This is a genomic window from Chryseobacterium phosphatilyticum (assembly GCF_002899825.2).
Classification (GTDB): domain Bacteria; phylum Bacteroidota; class Bacteroidia; order Flavobacteriales; family Weeksellaceae; genus Chryseobacterium; species Chryseobacterium phosphatilyticum.
This window is the reverse complement of record NZ_PPED02000002.1, coordinates 932931-959299: the sequence shown is the minus strand read 5'-3', so window position 1 is coordinate 959299 and position 26369 is coordinate 932931. Positions and strand designations below refer to the sequence as shown.

Below are 26369 nucleotides of genomic sequence, written 5' to 3'. Positions count from 1 at the left end.
AGGAAATAATATGGGTATTATTAGGGAGTGAGAGGTTAGTTTTTGGGAGTGAGTGGCTTTTTTTAATTTCATTCCAATAAAGGTAAAAAGCATATAAAATATTCACCATCTACAGAAATATTAAGAGAATTAATTTTAAAATACTCATAAATTTGATTCAAATAATCAATCCCGAATTTTTCACCTTGAACAGACTCCGTTTTGGGCTGCCATGTGTTTTTTACAATAATCCCATGATCCTCTACTATAATAATAATTTCTAATGGCTGATCTATAGTGGCAATATTATGTTTTACAGCATTTTCTATGACAATCTGAAGAGACAAATAAGGCATTCTTCTTTTCAGGCTTTTCTCATTATTGATGATCATGTTAAAAGTCATTTCTTCGTCAAATCTACTTTTAAGAAGCTCCATATACTGCTGTATAAATTGAATTTCCTGAGAAACCGGAACAATATTTTCTTTCGGAGGAACAATAAGATACCTATAGATCTTGGAAAGATTCATTGTAAATTTCTGAGCATTCTCTTTATGAATACCAATCAACATATAAAGTGAATTGAGTGAATTGAAAAGAAAATGGGGATTGATATTATTTTTAAGTTGTTGAAGCTGATTAATCACTTCTGCTTTGTGCATCTTCTCATTTTCTATCAACAGTAAATTTTTCTCAGACTGTATCTTTTCTTTTTCTTTATGGGCGATATTGGCAAACCTTTGAAATAAAATAAAAACGGCAACAATAAGAAACAGTGCAGCAAGAAAAATGTAGGTAGTATATGTTTTTACTTTATATACATTCTCATCGATAATAAAATTGACATGATTCACCACGGTGTACCCATCAAAATTATCGGTCTTTAATGGTTTTATAAATCGGGTTACTTCGACTCCAAGATATTCAGAAGTTGCAATTCCCTCTGTATATCCGGATTTTGTTGTACTGCATAAAGTATCTTGTGGCTTGATATCCGTAAAGTCAAAAACATTCTTACCTAAATATTTTTTCTCGGGATGAGTAATACAAACGCCTTCTTTGGTAAAAACATAGGCATAGGTATTGGAACTTTTATCCACATTGGTAAAATACTGATGCAGATCGTCAAGACTCACTGTAGATCCGTAAAACAGCATATTTTTGTCGGGAAGTATGAGAGAATCATAGCTCATCCAATATAAACTGTCTTTACGGGTTATCAAAAGATCTTTAAAATGTCCGGGGCCGTTATTTTTTAAAGTAATAGTCTTTTCCTGGTGCCTGTTCTCTTTAAAAATGTAAGATAAAGAACTATTACTCTCGGATGTACCGGAAGTACTATTATAGTAGTAATACCAGCTATACGCTAAAAGATTACGTTTTTTGTTTAAGTCATTTAAAACAGAAGAGTAATCCTTATAGTTTTTCAACCCGTCTTTCTGGATCAATGCACGAAGTAAATATTGATAATCTTCAATATTTCTAAATTCATTTTCTACCGATTCATACTTGCGAACAAAAGTTTTTCTGGCAAAATCTTCAGTATTTTTCCTACTGTCCCGGGTGATTAAAAAGCTTAAAACAGCAAATGCCGCAACTGCAATTAAACAGGCGGACAAGGCGGCGATATAAACAGATTTTTGTGATAAGGCTTGTTTAAAAGTAATAGCCAAATTGTATGGAGTGTTATTTTCCTTCAAAAGAAATCAGCAACATTTCCTTAAATGTTACTTTTTTGATCTAGTTCTTTAAGAGGTAATTGATTAGGGCGCAAAAATACAACAAATATTTCAGGACCAAAAAGTGAATTATTTATATCCGGAACAACCAGTAAAAAGGCGATTTCTCAGATAAAAAAACAACAAACCCTAAAAAATAGGGTAAAAAAAACATTTGAACAGGTAAGTTTTGACATCTCTATCCAAGTTTTTTGCTTACTTACATGTAATATTTTATCAGTTAAAACGGTCTACTTATTATATAGCTCTCTTTTAAACATCAAATAATATGGAATGTAGGGTCTTTTATTTTATTTTCTGTTTGTTAATCAATATTGGAATTTCCGGGCAAAGGTTTTCAAAAAAAACAGTGGAACAGGATTTCGATTTCCTATATCATTCATTGCAGGATACACACTATAATCTTTATGCGTATCAAGATAAGCAAGCATATGACCGCTTATTTTATTCTCTAAAATCCGGAATCAAAGATTCTATGAGCTTTATTGAAACCGTCTCCTTATATCAGAATCTGACAAGCTTTTCAAATACAGGACATTGCGAAATAGATTTTCCTGCCGGCTCCTATATTCAATATGCCCAAGAGGGAGGAACGCTTTTTCCACTTGAGTTGGCTTTTGAGAATAACAGAACGTTCATCCGAAAAAATTTTTCATCCAATAATAAAGCAGCTATTGGAGATCAGCTATTGAGTATTGACAAAGTTCCTGTAAGGGATCTCATAAAAAAAGTCTATCCCTTGATTTCTGCTGAAAGGTCTTATTTTAAAAATGCAAAAATAGAATTCTGGTCTTTCCCCAGACTTTGGTTCCAGCACTATGGAAAGAAAAATTTTTGGGATCTGGAAATAAAAAACAATAAAAATCAGATATTTATTACCAGACTAAACTCAATTTCCGTAATGGAATATGAAGAAAAAAGAAATGGAGAGATTCTCAATCCCCAAAAGATTCTGAAATTCTATGGGAAAACAGCTTACCTCAAACCCGGATTTTTAAGCAGTGCTGATCCTGATGGTCTCTATCTCTTCAAAAAATACATTGATAGTACATTTGATAAAATCAGAAATAACCAAACCCGTAACCTTATTATTGATTTGAGAAATAATCCTGGCGGAGATAATGATTACAGCGATTATCTCATTTCATATTTTGCATCAAAACCTTTTAAATGGTATTCCCGATTTTCAATAAAAACGAGTGCTATTTTGAAGGATTATACAAAAAAAAGCAATGATACACTCAGTTCTTTCGCTCAAACTATTCTTAAAGGAAAAGATGGGGATATTATTCCAGTTGATCTGCCTGCACAGCAGCCTATGGAGCAATCTAAAAGATTTAAGGGAAAAATCTACATACTGATAAACCGTCAAACATATTCTATGGCAGCAGTAAGCGCCGCATTGATTCAGGATTATAAGTTTGGAACCATCGTCGGGGAAGAAACAGGAGATACTCCCACCCTTTACGCTTCCCAGTTTTCATTTCAACTTCCGGAAACAAAAATTAACGTTAAAGTTCCTAAAGGTTATATCATACGACCAGACGGTGATGAACATCTGAAAGGAGTTGTACCCGATATTGCTATCACTGATCATTTATTGGATGATCATGACGAAATAGTGGAAGGTCTATTATTACGATTAAACAGTGTCAAAAAAAACCACCTCTAAAGAGGTAGTTTTTACATTAATTTTCTCGTTTTTAGATTTTTTTTATTGAAAAAGTCTATTCATAAGGAAGTCTTTATATTCATCATTCAGAGGAGAATCAAAAAGATCAAAAACATGCAGTGCTCCGGGAATTACCCATAACTCGGTCTTTACACCCGCCTGATACAAAAGTTGGGAAAATTCTATATCTTCATCTCTTAAAGGATCCAGTTCACAGGCAACAATTGTTGTTTGCGGTATTTTCGAAAAATTGTCATAAAAAGTTAAATCTGAGTACCTGATACTTTTGTTCTTGTTTTCTTCCCCTAAAAAATGAAGCCAGGCAGTCTGAGCATATTTTTTATTCCATAATGGTATGTCTGTAAATTCTTCCATGGATGCTGTATTCAATTTATTATGAATAACGGGATACAATAAGAATTGATGTTGAATATGATGAATCCCCTGATCTGCAGCCATCTGAGTAACTGCTGCAGCAAGATGCCCTCATGCGCTTGCTCCAAATACAGTAAAAGAAACAGGGTTAATACCTAACTGAGCCTCACCGTACGCAATAGCCCATTGCAAAGCATCAAAACCATCCAAAATAGGAATAGGAAAACGATATTGGGGAGCCAGCCTATAATCTACGGAAATAATTGTAGCATTCAGCTGATCTGCAATTTCAAACATCTGATCATCGACTTGCTCCGGAAGACCAAAAACATATCCTCCTCCGTGAAAATAGATCAGCACCCGGTCACGGTTGAATCCTTCAGGCTGATAAACATGCAGCCTTATCTCAGTACCATCTACCGAACTGGGTATAAAAATATCTTTTACAGTAATATGCTCAGGCTGCTTTATAAAATTATTTTTTGCAGATTCTTTTCTTTCCTGTTGAATAATTTCAGGGGTATTCAAAAATAAATACGGATCAATATCCAGTGAGTACGGAACTTTATTCATGCTGGCCTGTAAGTGATTATCAATTCTTTGAAAATCCATTGTAAAAATTATTTTAAAAGCCAAATAATAAAGGCTTTATGGTTTATATCTTTAAATCTAAATGATATATCAACAATATCCAAACATACCATTGATTGTATGCAACGAACAAAAATGTAAGTTTTGATATTTTTGCCACCAACATAGCAAAAACTACCATTTATAATTATAGCCAACCTGAACGAGAAAAGGCAGTTGAGGTTTGGTTGTAAAATCCTGTGAAACAATATTTCCCAATTTAAGATACACATCCTGATGTGGAAATGAGTACCCACCCTGTAGCCCATAATAAAAGTTTCCTCCTGTTGCAGGTTCATACCAACCATTCTTGACTTCCGGATATATTTCTTTATAATGTTCAGAGTGCTGAAAATGGCTGACTATAGCTTTATCAAAACCTACCTCTATTCCCGCGAACCATCTTGGCCTGTAATAACCAATAACACCTGCCATATCCAAACCAAAATTGGCAATGGTAACATTTTCATTTTCAAATCTTCTGAAAATTCCCTGAACTCTTGTAGAAAATTGAATATCATGGACTGTTAACCATCGTACATTAGCGCCTGCTTTTATTTTAAAATCATCCAGTAAAGTATTCCCCGAAGGGACAGAAAGTTCGCTACCTATGATGATCGGAAATAATCTGTTATTAATTGTATAACCATAACCCAATCCGAAAACCACACCATATTCAGTGCCTATATTGGCATTCACCCTATGTTTTTCTTTATTATTCAGAGTTGACCAATTTACTGTTTGTGAAGCCAATGAAGAGGTTGTCAGTATTACAATGAATACGGATACTATATAATATTTTCTCATGATTTTTGTGTTTTAAAGACCGTTTATAAAAGTGATGATTTCAGGCTTTGTTTGACTATTCCAGACATTTGTATTCGTAATTATTCCGTCATGGCCCACACCCGAAACTTTTACTTTGGTTACATCCTTATATTTAGAAGATATCTTTTGAGCCCAGGAGTCAGGATAAGCTTTATTTCTTTCGCTATACAAGAATAAAACAGGTGCATGGAAGTACTGAAGCCCTTTGGAAAAATCAAGTTGATATCTGTCACCGCTGTCAAAAAGTGCGTCCATAATAACAGCACCACTCCTCCAGCTTATCCCCGGATCAAAATCACCTTCTCCGGTAATACTATTTTTTGAAGCAAGCATGGTCATTTTATAATCAAGAATTTCATGCTGATCCTCTTTTCCCGAGATAAACTGATCAAGATAGGTAACATCATTAAGGATCTCACTCCATAGTTTGAATGATCTTGATTTTTTCACATAATCCTTAACATCATCCCACACGAGCCCTCCCGGTTCACAAACGATAAGTCCCTTTATATCATTGGGATATTTTCCGGCGTATCCGGAAGCCAGCATCCCTCCCCAGGAATGTCCTAACAGGACAACTTTCTGCTCGGGATTTTTACGATAATGTGCAATTATAGTATGTAATTCGTCATACATCAAATCCGTAACACCAGCTCCCAAAGATAGGTAAGACTGCCCGGAGAAACGTTGGGAAAGCCCCGAACCACGCTGATCATAAAATACAACCCTGAAGCCAAGATCTGCAAGATTTTTACAATTAAGAAGGTAACGATAATCTCCTCCGGGGCCGCCATGAAGTGCTATAATTATTGTCCCGTTTTCAGGACCAAATGCTTCAGCGTGAAGTTGTGCTCCATTAATAGAAATTGAAGGAATGGAAGAATCCTGGTCAACAGTTTTAGGAACCAGGTTTCCCGGCTCGTCAATAGTTCGTCCATCTGTGCAGGAAAATAAGATGGAAAGCATCATAAAAACAGCCATTGCTGTATTTTTTTGTGTAAAAGCAATCATACTTTTTAGGTTTAAAAATTATGATGCAAAGATTCATCATTCCCAAAAGCAATGCGCTCCATCAGGAAAGTTGAAACTCAAAAGCTCAAAAACACAATAGATTGATTATAAATCACATATAGATATTGAAACCTTCTCCCTGAAAGATGAAACCCGAATATCAGTTCTTCTGATACTCACTTGGGGTAACTCCGGTGTATTTTTTAAAGTTTCTGTTGAAAGATGTTTTGGAATTAAAGCCACATTCAAAAGCTATAGAAAGTAAAGTATATTGCTTACTTTCAGGTTGTGAAATTTTTCTTAAAAATTCTTCAATTCTTTTCTCATTAATAAGCTCATAAAAGTTTTTGCCTTCTTTAGAATTGATCACCTGTGAAAGATAATTAGGATGAACTTTTAACATGTCTGCCAATTCATTAAGTGTAAGGTTTGGATTCACAAATGGCTTTTCATCAGTGAGAAGATGAAGCAATCTCATATGAATATCAGCAATACTATTTTCTGTAAGCCCTGATTTTTGATATTTCTTTTCATCAGAAGCAAGTTCTTCTTTTTGAATTTCGATAACGACATCCGTTTTTATCTGATGTGCAACAACGGCAAGCGCCGGTTGATTGAAAACCTGTACCTGTTTTATACCAAAGTAGCCAAGCCATACAATAAATACGGCTACTGCTCCGTAAATTATATTGGTATCAACAAATAATACCAGTCCCCAGATCAGAGCAATCCATATAATAAGGTAGAGCAACCAGTTAAAATTAATCTTTTCCGTGTTGGAAAACTGCTGAACCATATTTTTCCTGAATTGATACAAGGTCCAGAAAGAGAAAATTACATAAACAATTCCTGAAATATAAATCAAATACAGCCGGAGAAGCATTTCGGTTTCAAATCCGCTCCCGTGCTGCTTAAATATTTCTACTCTCCTATCAAAAGGGGCTCCATAAAATGAAACGAACAAAAAGTTACATAGTAAAAAGGGAATAAAGTGCAGAAAATATTTCCATGAAAAAGGTCGGGGTGAAGTTTGCTTTCGGACATAAATATATAAAAACGGTCCGTAAATTACAGGAAGTGTAAAACCAAGAAAAGTCAAGGAAGGGTATTGAGTGTACTGCTTTGTAAGCAGTAAGTAATGTCCGGCTAGATTCAGTCCGATCACAAAAAGCCACATTGCCAGAATATAATCAGCGGTATTTTTGTTTCTTTTTGTAACCAAAAGAAAAGACAGAAAAAAAGCGAGAAAAACACCTGACAAGTAAAGCATCCAGCTATAATTTTTGATTTAAATATTTTTCCCAACAAAAGTAAATATAATTCTGATGTGAAAATTCAATAAATTTTCAATATTACAAGAACAAATTATGAATTATTTAAAGATTTATTTTTTTAACGACACATAATACAATTAATTTAATATGTTTTATTAAAAAACTCTACGATCGCAGTAATAAGCCTTAAGTCTTAAAATTAGTTAATATAGGTATACAAACGGTAGATTCAGCATTTTATATTTCGAAAATTAATTATCTTCGCTCACAAATCTTATTTGAAATGAAGAAGATCATCTCCGGGATATCTATTTTTTGCGCCGTCATTACTTCTGCTCAGGAAGCCATCCAATTTCAGGAACTACCATACAAGGATATTATCGCTAAAGCCAAAAAGGAAAAAAAATTGGTTTTTATCGATGCTTATGCTTCATGGTGTGGTCCATGTAAAATGATGGAACATAATGTATTCAACAAAAAGTCTGTTGGAGATTATTACAACACCAATTTCATCAATGCAAGATTTGACATGGAAAAAGGAGAAGGAAGGGAAATTGCCGCTAAGTTCGGAGTTCGTTCTTACCCTACTTATCTTTTCCTCAATGGTGAAGGAGACCTTGTATCACGAAATACAGGGTATATGGAAGAAAGCCTTTTTGTCGCAATGGCTCAGGACATCAATTCACCCGGCAATAAAAAAGGATCTCTTAAAGATAAATTTGCAAGTGGAGAAAAAGATCCGGAATTCCTGATCAATATTATGAAACTGAATTCTACCACTGATTATGAATTTGCAAAAAGAGCTTCTGAAAGATATTTTGAGAATAAAAAGAAAACCGAAGAACTATCAAAAGAGGAAATCGGCTTTTTGTTATATTTCTTAAAATCAACTGAGGATACCAATTATGCCACCTTTATATCCAGAAAGGCAGACATCATTAAATATCTTCCGGAAGAAACCTATAAAGAATTTGATGCACAAATAAAATTATCAAAAATAGTAGAACAAGCTATTGATGATAAGAATAAAAGAATCAATGATGAGTACTTCATGAAAGTTGCTGAACCTTTAGTAGGCAAAGAAGCTGCAACTACAAAACTCAATCAAACAAAACTTAGCTATTATGAAGTAAATGCTAACTTTCCGGAATATGAAAAAGCTGCGTTGGATTATTATAAAAATCCTGATACCTTTGAGCCCAACGAATTATTGAGAGCATCATGGGTATTTGCTGATCATATCAAAAACCCATCATCATTAAAAAAAGCTACAGAATGGGCAGAAAAGTCTGTAATGAGGGGAGAAACTTCCGAAAACACTTACATTCTTGCCAAGCTTTACTTCCTTACCGGAAATAAAGAAATAGCAAAAAACTATGCAGAAATGTCTAAAAATATGGCAGTTCAGGCCAACAAAGACTCAAAATTAGCAGACGAACTACTAAAGCAAATAAAATAACACTTCGAATGAAATATAAATTATTAACAGCCGTATTGGCTTTCTTATCTGTAGGAACGATCAATGCACAGGAACAAGGACAAGATAAAAGTTTATATATAAAAGGTAATGCTTTGTTTATTCCCATCGGAATTTTAAATGCAGGAATCGAAAAACAAATCAGCCCTAAATATACAATACAGGGAGATGTTTTTATTTCGCCATGGAAGTCTTTTGCAGGGCACAAACTTCAGTTTTATTCTGCTTCTGTTGAAGGAAGATATTACTTTAAAGAAGCTTTCAAACATTGGTATGTTGGAGCTAATCTTGCTCTCGCAGCCTTTAACGCTCAAAAATGGAATTATTGGAATGATGATATTTATGTAAATGATAATGGAGAAAGCTTTGTGACATCTAATATTTATCAGAAAGGATTTTCTGTAATGCTTGGTATTACCGGGGGTTACCAATTCCAGCTTTCAGACCGTTGGAATCTTGATGTATATGCAACTGTGGGCACAGCACAAAGCTTTTACAAGGGGTATGACCAAACAACAGGACAACGTTATGATAAACCTGAAGGTCTGAACAGAAGTGGGGAAATTATTCCTTACAGAGGAGGTATAATGATTTCTTACAAACTAAAATAGTCCAATGAAACCTTTCGGAAAAAATCATATTATCATTTCTGTCATCACTTTTGTAATCCTTTTTTTAATGAATTATCTAGGAAATGATCTGCCAGATAAATTACAAAGAGCCTTACTGACTGCTTTCGCAGGAGTTGTTGGTTTAACTATAGGACTTTTCATCTTAAACAAGGGGAAAAATGATAAAAATCCACCCCAGAATTTTGATTAATTAGTTCTCATAGACTACATATTTGGTTCTGATCTTTTCAAAACGATCAAGATCTGTTTTCCATGAAGCTTTAATCTCCGGAATTGATTTCCCTGCAATAATTTGTTTTCTGAATTCATCAGTTCCGGAAAGCGTATCAAACCACAGGTTTTTCAGAAAGAAATCCTGTTGTGAGTTTTTATAATTTTTATATGCTTTGATTATCCATTCGAGATTAAGCTCTCTCAAATCTTTAGGATAATTTGAAAGATTTTCACCATAGCACAATTTTCCATTAAGGAAAGGATCTTTTGCACCATAACTTGGTTTAGGAGTAAACTGGTAAGGTAGATTCTCTGTCCATGGAGAGCCATAGATCTGAAACGGAAGCTCTGTTCCTCTTCCTACAGAAACCTGGGTTCCTTCAAAAAAACACAGACTTGGATATAGATTAATAGCTTTATCATTCGGTAAATTTGGAGAAGGTTTATCTAAAATCGGATAGCGTAGTTTCTTATGGTAGTTCTTCATTGGAATAAGAGTATATTTAGCCTGAACACCATTTTTAAGCCACTTTTCACCATTGACCATTTTTCCATATTCACCAATAGTCAGCCCATATACTACAGGTACTTCATGCATTCCCACAAAACTTGCCCATTTCTTTTTTAAAACAGGTCCGTCAGTATATCCGTCATGTGGATTGGGACGATCCAGAACCATCACCTCAACATTATTTTCAGCACCAGCTTCCATCAGGTAAGTTAAAGTAGAAATATAGGTATAAAATCTTACCCCCACATCCTGAATATCAAAAATCACAATATCAATATCTTTCAATTGTTCAGGTTTTGGTTTTTTATTATTGCCATACAAAGAAACAATCGGGATTCCTGTTTTAATGTCTACTCCGTTTTTCACTTTGGCCCCTGCATCTGCATCTCCTCTGAAACCATGTTCCGGAGCAAAAATAGCTTTGATCTTAATATTATTCTTTACTAAAAAATCGACAAGATGCGTTTTGTCACCCATGAGTCCTGTTTGATTCGTGACAACTCCCACGGTTTTATTCTTTAGTAAGGGTAAATACATTTCAGGTTGGTCTGCTCCGGTTTTGAAATCCGGTTGAACTTGAATCTGAGAATAATATTGATTGAATACTCCTAAAAAAATTAGGCAAATAAGAAGTAAATTTTTAATTTTGAAATCTAAATTCATAAGCTTGAAGTTTCCTTTATATTTCTCTAGAAAAATAGCATTTTCCAAAGATAACAAAAATAACCTTTCAAGGGTTATCATCTTCATTGGCAGGCTATCTGTAGCACTAGGACTCATTGTCTCATTAATTACAGTCGCTACCGGTTTTGGCTCCAAAAAAGCAATTAAAGAGAGACTGGCAGATTTCAGCGGACATATTACCGTTAGGTCAACCCGTTCCAATTCTTCGTACAATACTTCTGTATTGGACAATCAGGGACTTAATCTTGCAAAAATAAAAGAACTTAAAGATGTTGAGACGGTTCAAAAATATGTAACTGTTACTGGTATTATGCGTAATGAGCATAATTTTTCAGGAATTATTTTTAAAGGGATAGGAAAAGATTTTGACAGTTTGCGATTTAAAAAATTTCTTATTGCCGGGACTACTCCAAAAGTGACGGAAGTTGGCTTTAACAACAATGTCACTATTTCGCAAAAAATAGCCAATGATCTTCACCTTAAGCTAAATGACAGTATTGTCACAGTATTCTTAAAAGCTGATCAAAAACCCCTATACCGTAAATTTCGAATTATAGGAATTTATAAGACAGACATTAAACTCATTGATGAACAATTTGTTATTGGAGGAATCAACCATGCACGAAAAATTCAGGATATGAAACCTGATGAAATCGGCGGGGTTGATATTTTTCTGAAAAATGTAAATGATATTGACAAAGATTTCCCCGAAATTGAAAAGCTCATCGGTTACAAAAATTATGCAGAAAAAGCAACTGAAAAGTTTCCTCAAATTACAGACTGGATCAGTATTTTTGACACCAATATCGCTTTGATTATTATTATCATGCTTATTGTTGTCGTTATTAATATTATCATGGTTCTTTTAATCCTTATCATAGAAAGAACCAATTCTATTGGTCTTCTTAAAACATTAGGTGCCAGCAACGCTCAAATCAGAGCCACCTTCATCAATTACACCCTGATCATAATGATCCCGGGACTTTTATACGGGAATGGTATAGGATTGGGACTTATTTTGATTCAAAAGTTCTTTGGCGTTATAAAACTCAATCCTGAAAATTATTACGTAAGTACGGTTCCGGTAGACCTTAATCCCGTTGCTATTATTTCAATTTCAGGAGGTATTCTTATCATTTCCGGGCTGGCTTTAATCATCCCAAGTTATCTGATCAGTAAGATTTCTCCTGTGAAAGCAATTAAGTATAACTAATTATAATAATTGATAATGAAGACTAAGCTTTTTATCAATAGTCTGCGATTATATCTACCGCAAAGAAATTTTAAAAGCCCTATCTTTGCACCGCTTATAAAACATTTATGAAATACGCAAAAAATATTCTTGAAACGATAGGGAATACTCCACTTGTAAAACTTAATAAAGTATTAGGTGAAGACTTCCCAGCCTTAGTTTTAGCAAAAGTAGAGACTTTCAATCCCGGAAATTCCGTAAAGGACAGAATGGCTCTTAAAATGATAGAAGATGCCGAAAAAGACGGCAGATTAAAACCCGGAGGGACCATCATTGAAGGGACATCCGGAAATACAGGAATGGGACTGGCACTTGCTGCAATCATCAAGGGGTACAAATGTATCTTTGTGACCAATTCCAAGCAATCAAAAGAAAAGTGTGACATTCTTCGCGCTGTAGGTGCTGAGGTTATTGTCTGCCCTACAGATGTAAAACCAACCGACCCCCGTTCTTATTATTCCGTTTCTAAAAGACTCGCTAAGGAAACAGAAAACGGATGGTATGTGAACCAATATGATAATTTATCCAACAGAGCCGCTCACTATGAGTCTACTGCTCCTGAAATTTGGGAACAAACTGAAGGAAAACTGACTCATTTTGTTGTAGGAGCCGGTACAGGAGGTACCATTACCGGATGTGGAACATTCTTCAAGGAAAAAAATAAAGACATTAAAGTAATCGGAGTGGATACCTATGGTTCTATTCTTAAGGAATTCCATGAAACAGGTGAGCTTCATTACGATCATGCTTACACTTATATCACAGAGGGAATTGGTGAAGATATTATTCCTGAAAACTATGATATGTCTGTGATCGATCATTTTGAAAAAGTAACTGATAAAGATGGAGCAATTTATGCAAGAAAACTGGCTAAAGAAGAAGGTATTTTCTGTGGATATTCAGCAGGAAGTGCGATTGCTTCTTTGATTCAGATGAAAGATCAGTTTACCAAAGATGATGTTATTGTTGTTTTGCTTCATGACCATGGGTCAAGATATGTAGGAAAAATCTACAATGACGAGTGGATGAAAGAAATGGGCTGGCTGGATTAACAGATGTATAAATTTGTCAAAAAATAAAAACAGGAGCAATTTATTATTGCTCCTGTTTTTATTTTTTGATATAATCCTTGAGATTCTTTTTGAGTAAATTGTACTCTTTTTCGCTCATTGACTTCTTAGGAAACATATAACTGTACTTTCCTTCAAGAGAAATAAATTCATTACCCGCTTCCAAATATTCAAAATCTTTCCATTCACTGGTTTCTTTTTCTCCATCAATATTAACCGTAAAAAAATTTTGATCAAATCTGATCTCGTATAATTTACAATTTTCAAGCAGATTCAAATACTGATTTACCTGTTTCTTCCATCTTGAAATCTTATTAACGCTTACAGACAGAAAAATAGCACACAGCAGGAATATAAAGCTCAAAAAGTATAAAACGCCCTGACTATCTTTACTCAAAGTGTCCTTCAAAAGAAATACAATCAGTAAAATAACAGCAGAAGCAATAGTTATAATTGTTTTGCTCTTAGTAGTCGGTGAAAAAAGTAAACTTCCTTGATTTCCGCTAAAATAAATGGCTTCAAAATTCTTCCTGTCAGGTTGTAATGTAATGACCTTTTCCTCATTCATAAATAAGTGGTTTGCTTTAAAAAGCTACAAAACTAAACTAAATATCTTCATATTGATCACTTATTGCAGAAAGTTTATTCATCAACTCTCTGTTTCTACGATTGAGAGCTTCCAGCTTTTTCAGCATATTATGAATAACTTCCAGCCCCGGAAGATTGATTTCAAGATCATAATGCCAGTTGGCAAATTTTTCCAGATCAGGTAAATCTTCATACAACAGATAATGAACTTCATTTTCTGTCTGCACATGAAGCAATCCATACTCTACAAGATCATCAAAAAAAGTAATTTCGATATTATATATTCTTACGAGTTCTTCCCGCGATATTCTTTCACTCATAGCCTAGGAGTTTTTTAATTGTTCAAAAAGTTCTTTTTGTTTCTCCGTAAGGTTGGTTGGTAATTTCACTTCATAGGTTACAAAAAGATCACCATGTTCTCCTTCCTTCTTATAGACAGGAAAACCTTTTCCTTTCAATCTTACTGTTATTCCGGTTTGAGTTTCCGGTTTTACTTTGAGATGTACACTTCCTTCCAAAGTATGTACTTTTACCTCACCACCCAAAACAGCTGTATACAAATCAATAGTAACTTTAGTTTTTAAGTCATCACCGATTCTTTCAAAATCCGGATCTACCGGAATATTGAAGGTAATATACAAGTCTCCGTTAGGACCTCCGTTTATCCCTGGATTTCCGTGTCCTTTCAATTTGATCTGTTGACCGTCATAAACTCCTGCCGGAATTGTAATTCTAACTTTTTTCCCATTAATTTCAAAAGTTTGAGGATGTGTTTTTGCAGCATCTCTTAAGTTCAGATTCAGTTCGGCTTGCACATCCTGTCCTTTGAATTTTCCTGAAGCTCTTCCTCTTGAGCTTTTTCCAAAGCCTCCACCTCCAAACATATTTTGGAAGAAGTCTGAATAATCTTCTCCTTCGCCAAAATCAGCACCGGAGAATCCGCCACCGTAGCTCTGTTGTTGATATTGTTTTTGCTGCTGCTGAGCCTTTTCATACTCCTCACCATGTTTCCAGTTTTCTCCATACTTATCATATTTGGCACGATTTTCAGGATTACTGAGAACTTCATTGGCTTCGTTTAGCTCTTTGAATTTTCGTTCCGATTCTTTATCATCAGGGTTGAGATCAGGATGTAACTTTCTTGCCAATTTTCGATAGGCTTTTTTAATGTCATCCTGTGTTGCGCTTTTATCTACGCCTAAAATTTTATAGTAATCTATATAAGCCATAGAAACGATATTTACTCAAATTTATGAATTTTAGGTCTGAAAATTGTATAACAAAATGTTAAAAATAAACTTATCTTTGATAAAAACCACGCATGAAAGAGGTACTCAAAAACTACTCAGGAATCATATTTTTACTTTTAGGAATTACCATAGGAAGTGTAATAGGAATAGTCATTCCAGGCTTTGTAGAATATATCAAGCCTATCGGGGATATTTTTCTTAACCTTCTTTTTGTGAGTGTGGTACCCCTGGTCTTTTTTGCAGTATCCAACTCTATTGCTTCTCTGGAACAACAGTCTGAATTTGGAAGGATCATTCTTGTAATGGCCCTAACCTTTTTGTTTTTTATTCTTACAGCAGCTGTTTTCACAATCTGTGCGGTCTATCTTTTCCCTGTTTCAGGGGTCTCGGGAAGTTCTCAGGTGATTGCCGAAACGGCTAACAGCGATACGTGGGGTAACAGAATTGTAAGCTTTTTTACTGTCGGAGAATTTACGGAGCTATTTTCACGAAGAAATATGCTTGCTCTTTTGGTATTTGCTTTTATGACTGGCTTTGCTGCCAGAAAAACAGGAGAAAAGGGAGAACCATTCAGAGTCTTTATTGCTTCTGGCTATGAAGTCATGAAGGAACTTTTATTGTTGGTTATGAAACTGGCTCCCGTTGGTTTGGGTGCCTATTTTGCGTTTCAGGTGGCGACCCTGGGGCCACAACTTTTTGGATTTTATGCGAAGCCGCTAGGATTATATTATGTTGCCGGAATTATTTATTTTTTTCTCTTTTTCTCCATCTACGCTTTTATGGCCAATGGGCAGACAGGCGTTAAAAGTTTTTGGACAAATGCCATCTATCCTACCCTTACAGCAATAAGCACCTGCAGTAGTTTTGCAACAATGCCCGCCAACCTTCAGGCAGCTTCTAAAATTGGAATTCCTAATCCGATCGCTAACCTTGTGATTCCTATTGGAACAACCCTGCATAAAAATGGATCATCCATGTCTTCGATTATCAAGATTTATGTAGCTTTTCTTATCATTGGAAAAGATTTCTTTGATCCTGCCAATCTACTTTTAGCTGTGGGAATTACCGTATTTGTAAGTATAGTAGCCGGAGGAATTCCTAATGGCGGATATATTGGTGAAATGCTGATGATTTCTGTTTATAAGCTACCACAGGAAGCAATTCCTGCAGTAATGATTATTGGAACTCTTGTAGATCCTTTGGCAACTGTTCTGAATTCTGTGGGAGATATTGTCGCCGCAATGTTCGTGAACCGGTTTGTGAAGGTTTAAATCAAATGTTCCCACCTTTAAAAAGTCTTTCATTAGAAATAAAAGAGTCTATTCACTGCGTTGCACAGGTTCCAGATTTTCATATTCTTCGGGAGTGAAAAGTTTGTAATGGACTTTGAAGGTTTTGCCTAAAGGAGTTTCTAATGAAAAGCCACCTGGACCAAACCCCTCTGTCACATCAAGGGTAAAATGAGAATATTTCCAGTATTCAAAGAGATCCCGGTCTATCCAGAATTCATAGCCATTGATAGTTCCAATCATGGCATCATTCATTCGTGGGAAAAAACCTCCTTTTTCAAAGCATTGTGGTTGTGTACCTTCACAACAGCCTCCAGCCTGATAAAACATAAGAGGACCATACTGTGCTTCAAGGGTATGAATTACTTCAAGTGCTTTTTCTGTCGCAGAAAGTCTTGATATTTTTGTTTCCATATGATGATTCAGACTGTATAAGACAGCCTTAATATTTTTGAGTTTTAATAAAAAGATCCCGGTCATTTACCGGGATCAAAACCACATTATCAACTTAATTTGAGCTGGTAATATCGAAAATGAACTTACCGTCAATTTGAGTTTTTATTTTATTGAAGACATTACTGATATCTTCAGGCTTTGCACAAGTTATTATAGCCTTGAACTGCTGTAGCCTCTTTTTTTGGATTAGAATTTATTTTGATGAGCTTTTATTGGGGTTATCAATTAAGGAAGCTTTACAGCCATATGACATATAATGTTACCCGGATATTGTCTGCGTGAGGGATAGTAAGGGCGGCGAGGAACGAGCCGGTATGTAATGTAATGAAATACCGAAACGAAGTGCAGCCCTGGATAGCCCGACCGTCTGCCCTGATAAAGCCAGGGCAAGCGGGCACGCTCTCATTAATATTAAAAGAAACCTAACTTATTTTTGTTATAAGAAATCAACATATTTTTGGTCTGGCGGTAATGGTCAAGCATCATTTTATGATTTTCTCGTCCTATTCCTGATTGTTTATATCCTCCGAAAGGAGCACCTGCCGGATAGGAATGGTATTGATTGACCCAAACTCTTCCTGCCTGAATCTGGCGCGGGATATTGTACAGCTGGTGAGCATCTCTGGTCCATACTCCTGCACCCAGTCCGTAAATGGTATCATTGGCTATCTTTATCGCTTCTTCTTCATCTTTAAAGGTGGTAAAAGCCAGTACGGGACCGAATATTTCTTCCTGGAAAATCCTCATTCTGTTGTTTCCTTTAAAAATGGTTGGTTGAATGTAAAATCCGCTTTCAAGGTCTTCTCCCAGATTGTTGACATCACCTCCTACCAATACTTCAGCTCCTTCATCTTTTCCTAACTGAATGTAAGAAAGTATTTTATCTTTTTGGATCTGAGAAGCCTGAGCCCCCATCATGACTGTTTTATCCAGTGGATTTCCTACTTTAATAGCTTTCACCCTTTCAATTACTTTTTCTATGAAAGCATCTGCAATACCTTCCTGAACTAATAATCTTGAAGGGCATGTACAAATCTCGCCCTGATTAAGAGCAAATAAAACAGCTCCTTCAATAGCTTTATCTAAAAATTCATCGTCTGCATCCATCACAGAGTTGAAGAAAACATTGGGTGATTTACCTCCCAGCTCCAATGTCACAGGAATAATATTTTCTGTTGCATATTGCATCACTAAACGTCCGGTGGCTGTGGAACCGGTAAATGCTGCTTTTGAGACCTTGGGATTGGTTACCAGGGCTCTGCCTAATTCTGCCCCAAAACCGTTAACAATATTCACGACACCTGCAGGTAAGAGATCCCCTATCAACTCCATTAAAACCATGATGGAAACAGGAGTGCTTTCTGCCGGCTTCAAGACTACGCAGTTTCCTGCGGCGAGTGCCGGAGCCAATTTCCAGACAGCCATCAGTATGGGAAAATTCCATGGAATGATTTGTGCAATGACTCCCAGGGGTTCATGTACGATCAGAGATACGGTATCTTTATCCAGCTCGTTATGAGATCCTTCTTCTGCACGGATTACGGAGGCAAAATATCTGAAATGATCAATAGCCAAAGGCATATCTGCAGCTAAAGTTTCTCTCACTGCTTTTCCATTATCAATTGTTTCTACGGTAGCCAGATATTCTAAGTTTTGCTCAATGCGATCGGCAATTTTATTAAGAATGATGCTCCTCTCTGTAGACGAGGTATTTTTCCAGGTTTGAAAAGCTTTATCTGCCGCATCTACAGCCAATTCCAGATCCTCTTTGGATGAATGTGCCACCTGAGTAAAAATCTTACCATCAACAGGAGATACCACATCAAAATATTGTCCTTTAACGGGTGGTGTAAATTTTCCGTTGATATAATTATCATATCTGCTTTTGAACTCAGGACGCTGTAAAAGGGTCACTGATCTAGGTTCTGTAAGAGTGCTCATATTAGTATGTTTTAATTTTTGCGTTATGCCAAATTACTGTTCCGGAATAAAAAGCGATAGCACAATCGTATAAAAAAAGTGTAAAATAATACAGGGTAGTAATTTTATCATTTTATTAACAACAACGTTGTATCAAATTTTCTATATTTGAGTAAGCGCCTTCATAAAAATATTTGGAAATGAATAACAATAGTAAGATTTTATTAAATACTCCCGAATTATCCAGGGAGAACCAGCTATTGAGTCTTGTTGAAAACCAGACGAAATTTAATCTGAACAATTGTGAATTCAGTATATATGAGACCCATAAGGCAGCTTTTGATGTAAGGCTTCATTTCGACAATATTGCTTTTACGGCTATGTTAAGAGGGAAGAAGCATATGAAACTTGATAATAAAACGAATTATTTTGATTATTTTCCGGGTGAAAGTATTCTTGTTGCTCCGGGAGAAACCATGGTCATTGATTTTCCTGAATCTGATGAAATTCCTACCCAATGCATTTCTCTAAGTCTGAATCCTGAATTTATAGAAGATTCTCTTAACTATCTGAATTATCATCTTCCCAAAATGGATGAAGAATCCCAGTGGAACATTCAGCTGGATGAATATTTCCTTTTTAATAATAAAGCACTGGCCTCTGCGACCAACAATATTATGAGAATTGCAATGGATGATAATTCCCAAAAGGATATCATGGCTGATTTTGCGCTGAAAGAGTTACTGATCAGACTTATGCAAACGCAGGCAAGAAGTATGGTAGAAAAAAATATCATCAAGAATAAATCCAGAATCGGATTTGTGGTAGATTATATCAAAAGAAATCTGCACCAGAAATTATCTATTGACAGTATTGCCAAGCTGGCGTATGTAAGCAAATCCAACTTTTTTAAAATGTTCAGAGATGAATTGGGGACTTCTCCTAATGATTTTATTTTGCAGGAAAGAATTAGCAGAGCAAAAGAATTATTGGCCGGGCAGAACAGCATTAAGGAAACAGCTTATCAGACAGGATTTTCGGACACCAATTACTTCACAAGAGTATTCAAGCAACTGGAAGGAATCACACCGAAAAGCTATCAGAACATGAAGCTTATTCGTGAGTAATCTAACTCCGAAAGTAAACCCAATACAATATAAAAGAAAGAGCCCCATCAAAAGATGGAGCTCTTTCTATTTTCAATAATGACTACTGATTAATAGCCTTTATTTTGTTCAGCATTCGGGTTTGCCGAAGTTTCTTTGATAGGAATAGGTAATGTATATTTATCATCACCGTTCGGAAGGTTCTTGGTAGGAATGATATCATCTGTATCATTTCTATCCATTTCTACATTCGCTGCTACTGCAAGTCTTTTTAAATCTACATAACGGTGTCCTTCAAGTGCTAATTCAATTCTACGTTCTTTAAGAATATCTGCATAAGCAAATTGAGCATTAGTATATGTAGGGGTTACCGCTTTTCCTTCAGAGTTTCTTGCTTCTCTTACTTTCTGAATAAGATCTTGAGCCACCGAAAGATTTCCTGCCACTGTTTCAGCTTCAGCAAGAATGAAATACATTTCAGACAATCTGAAAACTTTCACATCATTTCTCGTTGGAGTACCGGTTTTACCAGGATATTTATCAATTACCAATTTATCATCTCTTGTTGCACCCGCTGTTGCACTTGCATAGTTAGGATTTGGAACTGAAGTAATATCTACATATGATGTTTTTCTAACATCCCCCGGAATATTCTGGAACAAATTATACAGGTTTCTTCCCCAGAACCACATTGGTGTACCATCAACGTTAGATTGATTGGTATTCCATCTTGCTCCAATAGCTTGCCCGGCCCCTAAAGGTAATCTGTTTAAAGAGAAAATAATCTCTCCTCTTGCTGTGTCATTCCACATATTACCGTATGAATCAGCTTTAGTAAGAGCCAAACCTGAGTTTGAAATTACATCCTGTGCATATTGTTTTGCCAAAGTTGTATTTCCTCTGTATAAATTAAAACGAGCACTCACTGCATTCACAAATCCTTTATCTGCAAAATATCTTCCAGATTGTCCGTTGGAATACTCTAAAATACCTCTTGCAAAATCTAAATCAGCATTAATAAAATCGTATACATCCTGATTTTTAGCCCTTGGTAGCTTGGCATCCGTAGAAGGAACATCTTTTAAAAGAATTACTCCTAAACCGTTAGGGTCTTTCATATCTCTTGCAAAATATGCCTCTAACTGTACGTAGCAATATGCTCTGATTGCTCTTGCCTGCGCAAGAATTGCATTATAGGTTTTTGTTTCTTTTTCGTTAGCAGGTGTAATTTTCTTTGCACCTTCAAGTAATCTGTTAACTCGGTTAATCACTCTGTAGTTATTCAACCAGATCCCGTCACTTTGAACAGTACTTACGGTTCCTCCTCCCGTTACAATAACAGTTGCGGGGTCAAGGAAATGTCTGTGTAATGAATATTCCTGTCCTCCACTTCCTGAACCGGGCTTTACCTCATCTGTAAATACAGCGGTAAAGTATACCTCATCAATAGGATCCAATTGAGCATATACAGACCCGTTTAGTACTTCACCTAAATTGGCCACACTTGTATATAATTCATTTTCCTGTAATTCTCCCGGCTGTCTGATGTCTAATGCATCCTGACAGCTGTTTAATGTAAATGCAGCAGATGATAAAGTTGCTACAACTAATATGGTATTTATAATTCTTTTCATAATTTCTTTCAATTAAAAATCAACATTTAACCCTACCGATACAGTTTTTGGGTTTGGATAAACATTCAGTGAGTAAGAAGTAATTGGCTCAGGATCGAATCCTTTCCATTTTGTCCAGGTATAAAGGTTTTCTGCCTGAATAAATACTTTAATTCCTCTTACCGGTAGTTTACCGAGTTGATTTTTATTAAAACTATATCCTAAAGAAACATTTTTAAGTCTGATAAAGTCTGATCTGCGTAAGAATCTGTCTGAAGACCCTAAACTTGAGTTTGTTGCTTTTAATCCTGGTACATCAGTATCTTTATTTTGAGGGGTCCATGCATTCAACAAGTCTGCTGAAAGGTTTCTGTTGGCAGCGGCACTTGGATCAAATACCCATGATTCCAGGTTATCATAAATCCAACCTCCTTGTTGGAAAGAGAATAAGGTATCTAAGTACCAACCTTTATGCTGTAAATTGAATCCAAAACCTCCTGTAAACTTAGCATATCTTGATTTTCCTGTCAATCTTCTGTCCGCAGATGTTGGAGCTTCAGTAATATTTCCGTTTTTGTCAAGGAATTGAAGATTTCCGTTTTCGCGGTTCACGCCGATATACGGGTATAGCTGATATTGACCAGCAGGTCCACCAATTGCATTTACTACATCTCCTGCAAGATTTTCGCTTCCCATTGAAACAATTTTGTTGGAGTTGTATGCTGCGTTCGCAAAAATAGATAATCTTGTATTTTCAGTTCTGATGGCATTATATTTAATTAACCCTTCAATACCCTTGTTATCAAGGATTCCATCGTTACCTCTGATCGCGTAAGTACCTGTAATTGATGACTTTTGAAGGTCATTAAACATTCTGGTAGTTCTCTTTTGATAATAATCAACGCTACCTTCGATCAATCCTTTATAGTTAAAGTCGAGACCAATGTTCGTCTGCTTTACCTGCTCCCATCTTAAGTATGGGTTTGAAAGATTAGTAAAGTTATACCCTAAGATATTTTGATATCCTGAAAAACCGTTGTATAAATCAAGGAAGTTGTTAGGTAATAATGCTAATGGGTTAGAATTATCTGTAGCAATTCCTAAATTCTGGTTACCAGTTGTACCGATAGAAGCTCTTAATTTAAGCAATCTGAATCCTGAATCAGCCATGAAATCTTCTTTATCGATATTCCATCTTGCTGCCAGGGACCAGAAAGTTTCCCATCTGTTGGTAGGAAGGAAACGGTAAGATCCGTCTCTTCTGATCACCCCGCTTACCCCATACTTGTCTTTGTAATCGTAATCTAACGTACCGAAGTAAGCTAAAGTACCTGCCGTTACTTTTGTAGCGCTCACAGAAGGTCTGTAAAAGTTAGGAGTATCCGGGTTAAAAGGGATATAACCCGTTCCAGCTCCGAATTCCCATTGTAGTGGGTTCAGACCATTTTGTCTCTGGAAAGTTGTATTAACGTGAGCTTTTACATAATCCATATAAGCTGCAGCAGTAATTGTATGATCTCCAAAAGATTTGTTGAATGTAATATTCGTAATACTGTTGAATGTTAAATCTCTTGTAGTAGTAAATTCTTCGCTACCTCCATACTTAGATCCATCACCATTGGCAACACTGATTGAAAGATATCCGAGTGGAGATCTGGCAAAAATCTTTTCGTATTGTTTGTATTCAATACCTGTTCTGTTTCCAATGCTTAAGAAATCTGTAATTTTATAATTTACATTGGCATTTGCAGAGATGCTTAATTCTGTAAATCTGTTTCTGATTCCTCCATTGATATTATCCTGAAGTACCCATTGTCTGTTATTTGTTGCATCTGATTTAATCGCATTAAATAATTCCTGACCGTTTGCATAAGGAGAAGGGCCTATGTATGGTCTTGAAAGAACACCTCCAAATAAAGGGTTTTGAAGTGTATTGGCTGCAATCCCTGTGTTTGTTTCATCATCAAGCTGGTTTCTTTTGGAGAATCCTAAACCAATGATAGACCCGAAAGTCAGTTTTCCGTCTTTAGATTTACCATTAAGGTTATTTCTCATCGTAAACCTTTTGAAATCAGTAGATCTTACAGTACCTTCACTTTCAAGATATCCTAAAGATAAAAAGTTATTGATGTTTTCACCACCTCCAGTAATGGAAAGGTTGTGTTGTTGAGAAATACCAACACGGGTAAATTGCTTATTCCAGTCTGTATTTGTTCCCCAATTATCAATCTGGTCTTGCGTAAGAGTTTTTCCTTTGCCAGTTTGTAAATTCTTTTGAATCTGTAGTAACTCTCTACCATTTGCCATGTTGTATTTTGTATCAGGCAATTGGCTGAATGAAGTTAATGCATCATAAGAAACTTTTAGTCCGGAATTAAATCTTCCTCCTTTTGTTGTAATTACAACAACTCCATTAGCGGCTCTGTTACCATAGATTGCAGTTGCCTGAGCATCTTTCAGAATACTGAATGTTTCAATATCATAAGAGTTTAGGTTTCTGAATTGAGAACCTGAAGTAATTACTCCATCTACCACATACAAAGGGTCTGTAGAACCATTAAGGGAACTTGTACCTCTGATCAGGATGTTGAATTTACCAGAACCCGGAGAACCTGACGCTGAATTAACAACAATTCCAGGAGCAGTACCCTGAATTGAACTTAATACCGAAATGTTTGGTCTGTTTTCCAGAGTTTCGGCACCAACTGTTACCGAAGAGGTTGTAGTTTTAGCTTTTGTAGATGTTTTACTATATCCCAACACCACTACTTCCTCAATCTTAGTCTCCTTGTCCTTACTGTTCTTAGATTCTTTTTCTTGAGCAAATACAGCCTGGCCTGTAAAAAACAAAACCCCTGCTGTTAAAACACGCAATTTCACATTCATATTAACAAATTTTAATATATTCAAGGTGACAAATATGTTAATAAAAATTAACAACATCAATTTATCAAGCGTGTAAAACAGCCTGTCAGAGGGAACATATCTTCACTTAATTCACAAAATCAATACAAAATAATTTTAATTATATTTAAAATATTAACAGAAAATAAAGCAATCTGAACATTAATGGAATTTTAAGGAAAACTGAAATTAAAATTAAAGTCCTTCAATTGATTAAATACAGTAAAAAAAATAAACCTAAACCGGAATTAATAGCGAAAAATATTAAATTAAAATATTCAACATTTTGAAGAAAAAAGAGAAAAATAAAAGGGTATTTCTGATAATTTACATAAAAAAGACTTAATAAATAGCAGTAAGGCCGTCTTAAAAGACGGCCTTACTGCTATTTGGATTAAAAATTTGTTAATTATAATTAGTATCCTGGGTTTTGCAACATATTAGGATTTAAATTAATAGCATCTTGGGGAATCGGTAATACAAATCTAAAACTATTTGCAGGAAGGGTTTTTAGTGATCCTGTAGGCGCATCTGTACCTCCGCCATTTGCTGCTGAACCAAAACTCGATCTAATAACAGATTGTCCCAATCTCTTAATAGTCCAAAAACGATCATTCTCAAACGCAAGCTCTAACCTTCTCTCATAATATATTGCATTTAATAGATCAGTTCCTGTTTCTGTACCTGCAACATATGATGTATACCTTTGAGTTCTTAATATATTTAATAATTGTAATGCTCTTGTAGGATTTGCAGCAGATGATTTAATATATGCTTCTGCTACATTAAGATAAACTTCTGCAGATCTAAGAAATTTGATATCTACAACCCCCCTCACAGTAGAACTATTTCTTGTTCTATATTTTATAACATGATTATAAGGCGTGGATCCAAAATTAGCAGTAAGTACATAAGCTGTTTTTCGTATATCAATGTCCTGATATTTAGTAAACAAATCATAATTTACATTATGCTCGGAACGAATACCTGAAACATCCTGACTATAAGCCACACCTACATTTACATTGTCAGCCGATACATTTGAGTTTAAAATTGTAAATAATTCTCCATCATCAGATGCATCTCTCCACACATTTACAAAGTTATCTTTACTTCCTACAGAAGGATAAGCACTTATGCATTGCTCTCCATACTCTATAGCTTTATTATAATCTCCCTTGTATAAATACACTCTAGACAAAAAGCCTAGTATTGAGGTCCTATTCAATCTACCAATGCTCCCATTATCACTATTGATTTTACTCAATGCATCTAACAAATCAGCAATAATCTTATCATAGGTAATAATAACAGAGGTGTCTCTCACTGGCTTAATAGCAGGATTAAAAGTTGTCACATAGGCAATTCCTAAAGAAGAGGAAGCATCAGCACTTTGTGTAGGAATTTTTGCATAAGCTCTCACCAAATCAAAATGAGCAATTGCTCTTATAGCTTTCGCTTCAGCCTCAATGTTTCGCATATAATTAGTATATGGAACTTTATTAAGATTATCCAAAACGAGGTTCGCTCTTGAAATCACAAAATACGCAGAAGAATATAAAGCCGTTACATCAGAAGACTGTGGAGTAAAAGACCACTCGTAAGCAACTTTGTTTGTTTGCCTTCCCTGTGTATTTAAAATAAGATTATCAGCAAGTACGTCTCCAAGTATAATCGAGCTTCCAGTATCACCACTATAATAAGTTGCACTTTTAAATGCATCATAAGCACCATCTACAACAACCCTGTAATTAGACTCCGTAGTAAAAATTGTCTGAGGAGAATCTTGGTTATTAGGCAAGACATCAAATCTATCATCGCTACATTCTATAAACGAAAAAAGAGCAAATGATAATATTGTTATGTTAATTATTCTTTTCATGTTTCAATTATATA

Annotated in this window: 21 protein-coding genes and 1 pseudogene; 8 read left to right on the top strand and 14 right to left on the bottom strand. The window is 35.4% G+C overall.

What is annotated here, in order from left to right; genetic code table 11:
- Positions 1-68 precede the first annotated feature (68 nt).
- A complete protein-coding gene (locus tag C1631_RS11460; RefSeq protein ID WP_228441175.1) occupies positions 69-1679 on the bottom strand; it encodes a sensor histidine kinase in 1611 nt (536 codons plus the stop codon).
- 307 nt (positions 1680-1986) lie between these two features.
- Here C1631_RS11460 and C1631_RS11455 point away from each other — a divergent pair, with 307 nt between their 5' ends.
- The gene (locus C1631_RS11455; protein WP_103248297.1) at positions 1987-3390 is read left to right on the top strand and encodes a S41 family peptidase; all 1404 of its coding nucleotides are present in this window, start codon (positions 1987-1989) and stop codon (positions 3388-3390) included.
- A 42-nt stretch (positions 3391-3432) separates the two neighbouring features.
- Here C1631_RS11455 and C1631_RS11450 read toward each other — a convergent pair.
- The 4 genes and pseudogenes from C1631_RS11450 to C1631_RS11435 form a co-directional block, all read right to left on the bottom strand.
- Positions 3433-4338: pseudogene (locus C1631_RS11450) on the bottom strand (alpha/beta hydrolase).
- A 192-nt stretch (positions 4339-4530) separates the two neighbouring features.
- Positions 4531-5202, bottom strand: a complete 672-nt coding sequence (locus tag C1631_RS11445) for a hypothetical protein (protein WP_109712198.1) — start codon at positions 5200-5202, stop codon at positions 4531-4533.
- Between the two features lie 12 nt (positions 5203-5214).
- A complete protein-coding gene (locus tag C1631_RS11440; protein ID WP_109712196.1) occupies positions 5215-6234 on the bottom strand; it encodes an alpha/beta hydrolase in 1020 nt (339 codons plus the stop codon).
- 160 nt (positions 6235-6394) lie between these two features.
- On the bottom strand, positions 6395-7504 hold the full coding sequence (locus C1631_RS11435; protein ID WP_103248300.1) for a helix-turn-helix domain-containing protein: 1110 nt from the start codon (positions 7502-7504) through the stop codon (positions 6395-6397).
- 287 nt (positions 7505-7791) lie between these two features.
- Here C1631_RS11435 and C1631_RS11430 point away from each other — a divergent pair, with 287 nt between their 5' ends.
- From C1631_RS11430 to C1631_RS11420, 3 genes are read left to right on the top strand one after another with little or no spacing between them, the layout of a single operon-like run.
- Positions 7792-8967: a thioredoxin family protein gene (locus C1631_RS11430; protein ID WP_109712194.1), complete on the top strand. Its 1176-nt coding sequence runs from the start codon at positions 7792-7794 to the stop codon at positions 8965-8967.
- An 8-nt stretch (positions 8968-8975) separates the two neighbouring features.
- Positions 8976-9596 (top strand): DUF3575 domain-containing protein, encoded by a 621-nt coding sequence (locus tag C1631_RS11425; protein ID WP_109712192.1) that lies wholly within the window; start codon positions 8976-8978, stop codon positions 9594-9596.
- 4 nt (positions 9597-9600) lie between these two features.
- Positions 9601-9807 (top strand): hypothetical protein, encoded by a 207-nt coding sequence (locus C1631_RS11420; RefSeq protein WP_065398796.1) that lies wholly within the window; start codon positions 9601-9603, stop codon positions 9805-9807.
- On the opposite strand, the gene C1631_RS11415 is transcribed toward C1631_RS11420, so the two are convergent.
- Positions 9808-11004, bottom strand: coding sequence for an exo-beta-N-acetylmuramidase NamZ family protein (locus tag C1631_RS11415; RefSeq protein ID WP_109712376.1), 1197 nt, complete (start codon positions 11002-11004; stop codon positions 9808-9810). It abuts the gene before it with no gap.
- 4 nt (positions 11005-11008) lie between these two features.
- Between C1631_RS11415 and C1631_RS11410 the strand changes: the two genes are divergently transcribed.
- Entirely contained in the window at positions 11009-12238 is a 1230-nt protein-coding gene (locus C1631_RS11410; RefSeq protein ID WP_103249189.1) for an ABC transporter permease, read from the top strand.
- Positions 12239-12345: 107 nt separating this feature from the next.
- A complete protein-coding gene (locus C1631_RS11405; protein ID WP_103249187.1) occupies positions 12346-13329 on the top strand; it encodes a PLP-dependent cysteine synthase family protein in 984 nt (327 codons plus the stop codon).
- A 58-nt stretch (positions 13330-13387) separates the two neighbouring features.
- On the opposite strand, the gene C1631_RS11400 is transcribed toward C1631_RS11405, so the two are convergent.
- From C1631_RS11400 to C1631_RS11390, 3 genes are read right to left on the bottom strand one after another with little or no spacing between them, the layout of a single operon-like run.
- Complete coding sequence (locus tag C1631_RS11400) at positions 13388-13915, bottom strand: hypothetical protein (protein ID WP_103249184.1); 528 nt, start codon at positions 13913-13915, stop codon at positions 13388-13390.
- Between the two features lie 37 nt (positions 13916-13952).
- Complete coding sequence (locus C1631_RS11395) at positions 13953-14255, bottom strand: chaperone modulator CbpM (RefSeq protein WP_109712190.1); 303 nt, start codon at positions 14253-14255, stop codon at positions 13953-13955.
- Positions 14256-14258: 3 nt separating this feature from the next.
- Positions 14259-15164 carry a DnaJ C-terminal domain-containing protein gene (locus C1631_RS11390; RefSeq protein WP_109712188.1) on the bottom strand — a complete coding sequence of 302 codons (906 nt, stop codon included), beginning with the start codon at positions 15162-15164 and terminating at the stop codon, positions 14259-14261.
- Between the two features lie 92 nt (positions 15165-15256).
- Between C1631_RS11390 and C1631_RS11385 the strand changes: the two genes are divergently transcribed.
- Complete coding sequence (locus tag C1631_RS11385) at positions 15257-16456, top strand: dicarboxylate/amino acid:cation symporter (protein WP_109712186.1); 1200 nt, start codon at positions 15257-15259, stop codon at positions 16454-16456.
- A 48-nt stretch (positions 16457-16504) separates the two neighbouring features.
- On the opposite strand, the gene C1631_RS11380 is transcribed toward C1631_RS11385, so the two are convergent.
- Both C1631_RS11380 and C1631_RS11375 read right to left on the bottom strand, forming a co-directional pair.
- The gene (locus C1631_RS11380) at positions 16505-16888 is read right to left on the bottom strand and encodes a DUF779 domain-containing protein (protein WP_103249616.1); all 384 of its coding nucleotides are present in this window, start codon (positions 16886-16888) and stop codon (positions 16505-16507) included.
- 453 nt (positions 16889-17341) lie between these two features.
- The gene (locus C1631_RS11375; RefSeq protein ID WP_109712184.1) at positions 17342-18871 is read right to left on the bottom strand and encodes an aldehyde dehydrogenase family protein; all 1530 of its coding nucleotides are present in this window, start codon (positions 18869-18871) and stop codon (positions 17342-17344) included.
- A gap of 179 nt (positions 18872-19050) precedes the next feature.
- On the opposite strand from C1631_RS11375, the gene C1631_RS11370 reads away from it, so the two are divergent.
- Entirely contained in the window at positions 19051-19977 is a 927-nt protein-coding gene (locus C1631_RS11370; protein WP_103249667.1) for an AraC family transcriptional regulator, read from the top strand.
- 89 nt (positions 19978-20066) lie between these two features.
- Here C1631_RS11370 and C1631_RS11365 read toward each other — a convergent pair whose 3' ends face one another.
- The 3 genes from C1631_RS11365 to C1631_RS11355 all read right to left on the bottom strand — a co-directional run bounded on the left by C1631_RS11365 (position 20067) and on the right by C1631_RS11355 (position 26355).
- Entirely contained in the window at positions 20067-21590 is a 1524-nt protein-coding gene (locus C1631_RS11365; RefSeq protein WP_103249668.1) for a RagB/SusD family nutrient uptake outer membrane protein, read from the bottom strand.
- Between the two features lie 12 nt (positions 21591-21602).
- Positions 21603-24455 carry a SusC/RagA family TonB-linked outer membrane protein gene (locus C1631_RS11360; protein WP_109712182.1) on the bottom strand — a complete coding sequence of 951 codons (2853 nt, stop codon included), beginning with the start codon at positions 24453-24455 and terminating at the stop codon, positions 21603-21605.
- Between the two features lie 433 nt (positions 24456-24888).
- Positions 24889-26355, bottom strand: coding sequence for a RagB/SusD family nutrient uptake outer membrane protein (locus C1631_RS11355; RefSeq protein ID WP_109712180.1), 1467 nt, complete (start codon positions 26353-26355; stop codon positions 24889-24891).
- Positions 26356-26369: the final 14 nt, after the last annotated feature.